6 protein-coding genes are annotated in these 7,083 nt (G+C 63.7%); 1 reads left to right on the plus strand and 5 read right to left on the minus strand.

The features are described from left to right. Positions 1-3: 3 nt before the first annotated feature. The 3 genes from KBA48_RS16015 to gltX all read right to left on the minus strand — a co-directional run bounded on the left by KBA48_RS16015 (position 4) and on the right by gltX (position 3,057). Entirely contained in the window at positions 4-138 is a 135-nt protein-coding gene (locus KBA48_RS16015) for a hypothetical protein (RefSeq protein WP_292908129.1), read from the minus strand. A gap of 82 nt (positions 139-220) precedes the next feature. After that, positions 221-1,549, minus strand: coding sequence for a citrate synthase (gltA, locus tag KBA48_RS16020; protein WP_292908130.1), 1,329 nt, complete (start codon positions 1,547-1,549; stop codon positions 221-223). Positions 1,550-1,653: 104 nt separating this feature from the next. Continuing rightward, on the minus strand, positions 1,654-3,057 hold the full coding sequence (gene gltX, locus KBA48_RS16025) for a glutamate--tRNA ligase (protein ID WP_292908131.1): 1,404 nt from the start codon (positions 3,055-3,057) through the stop codon (positions 1,654-1,656). A gap of 277 nt (positions 3,058-3,334) precedes the next feature. On the opposite strand from gltX, the gene KBA48_RS16030 reads away from it, so the two are divergent. Next, a complete protein-coding gene (locus KBA48_RS16030) occupies positions 3,335-5,422 on the plus strand; it encodes a ComEC/Rec2 family competence protein (protein ID WP_292908132.1) in 2,088 nt (695 codons plus the stop codon). A gap of 9 nt (positions 5,423-5,431) precedes the next feature. Here the strand turns inward: KBA48_RS16030 and KBA48_RS16035 are convergent, their stop codons facing one another. Continuing rightward, entirely contained in the window at positions 5,432-6,121 is a 690-nt protein-coding gene (locus KBA48_RS16035; RefSeq protein ID WP_292908133.1) for a glutathione binding-like protein, read from the minus strand. A gap of 402 nt (positions 6,122-6,523) precedes the next feature. Continuing rightward, a partial coding sequence (locus KBA48_RS16040; RefSeq protein WP_292908134.1) for a methyl-accepting chemotaxis protein occupies positions 6,524-7,083 on the minus strand: 560 nt, incomplete at its 5' end.

The following is a 7,083-nucleotide window of genomic DNA, read 5'->3' on the forward strand; positions in this document are numbered from 1 at the left end:
GGGTCAGCGGAAATAGATCGCCGACCAGATCAGGCCGCCGACAATGGCGACCAGCAGCAAAAGATTGACGGCCCTGCGTATCCTTTTGCCCCAGGGGGCCGGATTGTCATTGGCCGGCGACGGGCGCCGCCACAGCAAGGGCGTGCGCCTTGAAAACAGAAAGGCATCACGGGCGGCCCCAATGGGGCCGCCCGCTTTGCCGGATTGTCTGTGCTTACGCTCAGCCACGCTTCTCGACCGGGACATAGTCGCGGGTGGTCTGACCCTTGTAGAGCTGACGCGGACGGCCGATCTTCTGACCGGGATCCTCGATCATCTCCTTCCACTGGCTGATCCAGCCAACGGTGCGGGCCAGGGCGAACAGCACGGTGAACATGCTGGTCGGGAAGCCGATGGCCTTCAGGATGATGCCCGAATAGAAGTCGACGTTCGGGTACAGCTTCTTCTCGATGAAGTAGGGATCGGACAGGGCAATCCGCTCCAGTTCCACCGCGATGTCCAGCAGCGGATCGTCCTTGATGCCCAGGCTGGTCAGCACTTCCTTGCAGGTCTGCTGCATGACCTTGGCGCGCGGGTCATAGTTCTTATAGACCCGGTGGCCAAAGCCCATCAGGCGGAAGCCGCTGTTCTTGTCCTTGGCGCGGGCGATGAATTCCGGAATGCGATCAACGGTCTTGATCTCTTCCAGCATCTTCAGCACGGCCTCGTTCGCACCACCATGGGCGGGGCCCCAGAGGCTGGCGATACCGGCGGCGATACAGGCGAACGGATTGGCACCCGACGAACCGGCCAGACGGACGGTGGAGGTGGAGGCGTTCTGCTCGTGATCGGCGTGCAGGATGAAGATCTTGTCCATCGCGTCGGCGATGACCGGATTCACCTTATACGGCTCACAAGGAACACCAAACGTCATGTACAGGAAGTTTTCCGCGTAACCCAGGTCGTTGCGCGGGTACATGAAGGGCTGGCCGACCGAATACTTGTAGGCCATGGCGGCGATGGTCGGCATCTTCGCGATCAGGCGATGCGATGCGATCAGACGCTGCTTGGGATCGTTGATGTCGGTGCTGTCATGATAGAAGGCCGACAGGGCGCCGACGACGCCGCACATCACGGCCATCGGGTGCGCATCGCGGCGGAAGCCGCGGAAGAACTGCGTAAGCTGTTCATGCACCATCGTGTGGCGGGTGATGGTGGCCTCGAACTCCACCTTCTGCGCCTCGTTCGGCAACTCGCCATGCAGCAGCAGGTAGCAGGTTTCCAGGAAGTCGGAATGTTCGGCCAACTGCTCGATCGGGTAACCGCGATGCATCAGCACGCCTTCATCACCATCGATATAGGTGATGGCCGAGTCGCAGGACGCGGTCGACGTGAAGCCGGGATCATAGGTGAAACAACCGGTGGCGCCGTAGAGCTTTCGGATGTCAATGACATCCGGCCCCGTCGAGCCCTTCAGGATAGGCAAGTCAATCTTCTTGCCGGTCCGGTTGTCGATCAGGGTCACCGTATCGGCGGTTCCATCGCCCGCCGTCTGGGTTGTCTGGCTCATGTCGGCACGTCCTCAAGGGTTTCGTTAGGGGTCATCGCCCTGTTTTTGAAAGTGGGGCGGAGTTTAGTGCCGCGCCGCAGCGAGTGCAACGCAACAGCACTGTTTTAACCATGGTTTTTGATATCTTCTAAACGCGACAAACTCTCATCACGCCCGAGAATTTCCGCCACCTCAAAAATCGGAGGGGAAACAGAGGTGCCGGTCAGGGCGGCGCGCAGCGGCTGTGCCACCTTGCCCAGCTTCAAACCGTTCGCTTCCGCAAAATCGCGGACGATGGCTTCCAGGGTGCCGGATTTCCATTCGGCCGCTTCGGCGAATTTGGCCGCCAGCGCCCCGATCTGGCTGCGAACGTCGGTCGTCAGCAGGCTGGCGGCCTTCTCATCCAGCGGCAGCGGACGGGCGGCGAACAGGTACAGCGACCCGTCGGCCAGTTCGAGCAGCGTCTTCACGCGCGGCTTGAAGCCGAGGATGGAGCGCAGCAGCCGGTCCTTTTCCACATCCGACAGGGCGCGGCCGATTCTGGCCTCGATGAAGGGCGTGGTCAGGGTGACCAGACGCGCATCATCCGCCTCGCGGATATAATGCGCGTTCAGGTTTTCCATCTTGGCGAAGTCCAGGCGCGAGGGCGAGCGGCCGATCCCTTCCAGCGTGAACCATTCGATGGCCTGTGCGGTGGAAATGATCTCTGCATCGCCATGGCCCCAGCCCAGGCGCAGCAGATAATTGCGCATGGTTTCCGGCAGGAAGCCCATGTCGCGATAGGCCTCGATGCCCAGGGCGCCGTGGCGCTTGGACAGCTTGGCCCCGTCCGGCCCGTGGATCAGGGGGATATGCGCGAATTCCGGTGCCGCCCAGCCCATGGCGTTGTAGATCTGAAGCTGACGGAACGTGTTGGTCAGGTGGTCGTCGCCGCGCACGACATGGGTGACGCCCATATCGTGGTCATCGACCACCACGGCCAGCAGATAGGTGGGCGTGCCGTCGGAACGCAGCAGGATCAGATCGTCCAACTGGCTGTTCTGCACCTTCACCTCGCCCTGCACATGGTCCTTCACCACCGTTTCGCCCTCACGCGGGGCCTTCAGGCGGATGGCGGGGGCCACACCGGCGGGGGCTTCGGACGGGTCGCGGTCGCGCCAGCGGCCATCATAGCGTGGCTGCTGGCCGGCGGCCTTCTGCGCCTCGCGCATCGCGTCCAATTCTTCGGGGGTGCAGTAGCAGCGATAGGCAGTGCCGTTGGCCAGCATCTCGGCCACCACCTCGGCATGCCGGTCCTTGCGCTCGAACTGGCTGATCGCTTCGCCGTCCCATTCCAGGCCCAGCCATTTCAGGCCCTCCAGTATGGCCTCCACGGCGGCATCGGTGGAACGGGCGCGGTCCGTATCCTCAATGCGCAGCAGGAATTTGCCCTGATGATGTTGGGCGAACAGCCAGTTGAACAGGGCCGTGCGGCCGCCGCCGATATGAAGGTAACCGGTGGGCGAGGGGGCGAAACGGGTGACGATCATCGCAGAACTCTTATGATCCCGAGCGGGGGAATGATTGTTTGCGGGCTGATGTAGCACAGCGTTGCTGCCCGTGAACAGCGCCGGGCCGGGGACACTCCCCCCTTAAAAAGTCGTGGGTGGGCCCTTGCCAGCCGCACCGTGCCTGCCATGGCTGGCATTGTCGGTTGTGGCGGTGCCGCACGGGATGGAATGCCGGCTTCCCATCGCCAAATCAACGGGTGAAACATCGGTGATTTTCATCTACTTGTAGTCGGGAAACCCAGGGGGTAGTGGCTGCATGTGGTGGCATGGGGTCGGGCGGTGGACAGGATTTTCCCGGCTGGCGGCGGCGCTGCTGGCCGAAAGCGGCCGCTGGGTCCTCTGGTTTCCCGTCCTGCTGGGCGTTGGCATCGGCCTTTATTTCTCGCTGGACCATGAACCGCCGTCATGGGCGGGCGCGGCCCTGCTGGGTGGTGCGCTGCTGCTGGCCGTTGTTGTTCAGGTCCGCTGGCCGGTTTGGGGACTGCCGGCCTGGATCCTGCTGGTGGCGCTGCCGCTGGGCTTCACGGCGGCACAGGTGCGCACCGCCCTGGTCGCGGCCCCGCTGCTGCAAACCGGCATCGGTCCCGTCGGCGTGACGGGGCGGGTGGTGCAGATCGACAGGCTGGAAACCGGCATGCGGCTGTTCCTGACCGATATGCGTGTGGCGGGGTTAGACGCCGCCGACACGCCGCGCCTGGTGCGCATATCGGTGCGCGACATGCGGGTGGTGCCGGTCATCGGGGAACGGGTGCGGCTGTTCGCCCGGCTTGGGCCGGCTTCCTCGCCCGTGGAGCCCGGTGCCTTTGATTTTCGCCGCCATCTTTATTTTCAGGGTGTGGGCGCCACCGGCTTCGCGCTGGGGGCCGTGCAGCGGCGGGGCGGGGCGGAGGAAGGGGGCTTCTCCCTGGAACATTGGCGCAATGTCATCGCGGAGCGTGTGGCGGCACGGCTGCCCGATGCCGCCGCCGCGGGCATGGTCACGGCCCTGCTGAACGGCCAGCCCAGTGCCATCCCGGAGGAGGATATGGTGGCGATGCGGCAATCGGGATTGCAGCATCTGCTGTCCATTTCCGGCCTGCATATCGCCCTGGTGGCGGGGCTGGTTTTTTTTCTGCTGCGGGGCGGCATGGCGCTGTGGCCGGCGCTGGCCCTGCGTCAGCCCATCAAGAAATATGCGGCGGTGGCGGCGCTGGGGGCGTCCATCTTCTACATGCTGATGGTGGGATCGCCCGTGCCCACGCAGCGGTCGGTGCTGATGACCGGGGTGATGTTGCTGGCCATCCTGGTGGATCGCAATCCCTTCTCCCTGCGGGTGGTGGCGGTGGCGGCGCTGGCGGTGATGCTGGTGCAACCCGACGCCATGGTGGGGCCCAGTTTTCAGATGTCGTTCGCCGCCGTCGTGGCCCTGATCGCCGCGTTCGAGGTGATCACCCCCTGGATGGCGGCACGGCGCCGGGAAGGGGGGCGCGGCTGGCTGGGCCAGGGCCTGACCTATGTAGGCAGCCTGTCTCTCACCTCCCTGGTGGCGGGTGTCGCCACCATTCCCTTCGGCCTGCACCATTTTCAGCAAATGCAGAATTACGGCCTGCTGGCCAACATGATCGCGGTACCCATCACCAGTTTCTGGGTCATGCCCTGGGGTCTGGTGATCTACCTGCTGATGCCGTTCGGCCTGGAAGGCTGGGCCGTCACTGCCATGGGCTGGGGGGTGGAGTGGATCATATGGACGGCGCATTGGGTGGCGGGCATGCCGGGAGCCGCCATCCATCTGCCGTTGCTGCCCGTTGCCGGGCTGGCTGTGGCGACGCTGTCAGGTCTGTGGCTCTGCCTGTGGCAGGGGCGGGTGCGGCTGCTGGGTCTGGCCGGTATTGCGGCAGGGTTGCTGTTCCTGCCGCTGACGCCGCATCCCGACCTACGCATCACCGACGATGGCAAGGTGGTGGGCGTCAGGCTGGCCGATGGCGGGCTGACCGTCTCCACCCGCCGCGCCGGCCGGTTCGACAGTGATGAATGGGCGAAGCGGGACGGGGTGGACGCGCCCCGCACCTGGCCCAAACCGGGCACGGGGGATGGACGGCTGACCTGTGACCGGCCCGATTCCTGCCTTTACCGTCTCAACAGCCGGACCATCGCCATCGCCCTGTCAGCGGACGCCGTGGGGCCGCTCTGCGGCTCGGGCGCCGACGCATTGCTGACGGGACAGGTCACCGAAGTTTGCGGCGTGCCCCTGGTCATCGGTCTGGATCAGGTGACGGCGAGGGGTGCCCACGCACTTTATCTGCGCGGGGACGGCATCAGGGTGGAAACAGTGCGGGCCGCGCCGGGGGCGCGGCCCTGGCAGTAAATCAGCCCCTCACTTCTTGCCGTACAGGTTCTCCCTTTCCTTGTCGGACAGGGGGGCGCCAACCGGCTTCACCTTGTCGGCCAGCAGGCCCAGGCCACGCTGCACGGCCGGACGGGCGGCGATGGCGTTGAACCAGCGCTGGACATTGGGATATTCGTTCAGGTCGATATCGTATTTCGGGGCGCTGCGCACCCAGGGGAAGGTCGCCATGTCGGCGATGCCATACTCATCGCCGCCCAGATAGGCGACTTCACCCAGCCGTGTATTGGCCACCTTCAGCAGGCGCTTGGCCTCGTTCCGGTAACGCTCGATGCCATAGGGCACCTTTTCCGGGGCATAGAGGATGAAGTGCCCGGCCTGACCGAACATCGGCCCCACGCCGCCCATTTGCCACATCAGCCATTGGATATGGGTGTACCAGACGGCGGGATCGTTGGGCCGGAACTGCCCGGTCTTTTCCGCCAGATAAATCAGGATGGCGCCGCTTTCGAACAGGCTCAGCGGCTTGCCCTCCGGTCCTTCGGGATCGACAATGGCCGGCATGCGGTTATTGGGGGCGATCTTCAGGAAATCGGGCAGGAACTGCTCCCCGGCCCCGATATTCACCGCATGCACGTCATAAGGCAGGCCCATCTCCTCAAGCGCGATGGAAACCTTGTAACCGTTCGGCGTGGGCCAGGCATGAAGCTGGATGGTCATCGTCGGATATCCTTGCAACGACGGGTTGGTGACATATGGCGGCCACCCTATCGGCAAAGCGATCATGGCGAAAGTGAGGTTGCTCACAGTTCGCGGTGATCTCCCCAGGACCTGTGGATAAGCTTGTGGTCAACCGGCCCGCAACGTTGCGCGACCCTTGCATCCCCGCACGCTTTGCCGTTTTGCCTAAAATTTAGGCAGAACAGGTCATAAATGGAGTGAAGGGCGCGCGCCAATCACATCGGCATTCGGAAATCGGTGCCCAGAAGCCGTTACCATTGCTGGATTTCTTGCTTGAAAAACTAAGAAATACTGCAATTTTGCTATTGATGTAAAAGAAATGGGTAATATCGCTGTCAAGCGATATTACCCATAGGCATATTGAATTTTACGCGTCAGGGCTTACGCGGCGCGAATATCGTCGAGGAATTTTTCGACGCGTGCGCGCAGATGTTCGGATTGCTGGGCCAGTTCCTTGGCGGCGCCCAGGACCTGGGTGGCGGATGCACCGGTCTGGGCGGCGGCTTCTGTCACCTGGGCGACGTTGGCGGAAACCTCCTGCGTGCCGGTGGCGGCCTGGGTGACGTTCCGGCTGATCTCGGAAGTGGAGGCTCCTTGTTGTTCCATGGCGGCGGCGATGGAGGCGCCGATTTCGGAGACGGACTGGATGGTGGTGCCGATGGAACGGATGGCGGTGACGGAACTGTCGGTCGCCTGCTGGACGGAAGAGACCTGGGCGGCGATCTCCTCCGTGGCTTTGGCCGTCTGGTTGGCCAGTGCCTTGACCTCCGACGCGACGACGGCGAAGCCCTTGCCGGCCTCTCCGGCGCGGGCGGCCTCGATCGTGGCATTCAGCGCCAGCAGGTTGGTCTGCCCGGCAATATCCTGGATCAACTGGACGACGGCACCAATTTTGCCGGCGGCTTCGGCCAGGCCGGCCACGGTATTGTTGGTCTGGCGGA

The organism is Niveispirillum sp. (assembly GCF_017996735.1).
Taxonomy (GTDB): Bacteria; Pseudomonadota; Alphaproteobacteria; order Azospirillales; family Azospirillaceae; genus Niveispirillum.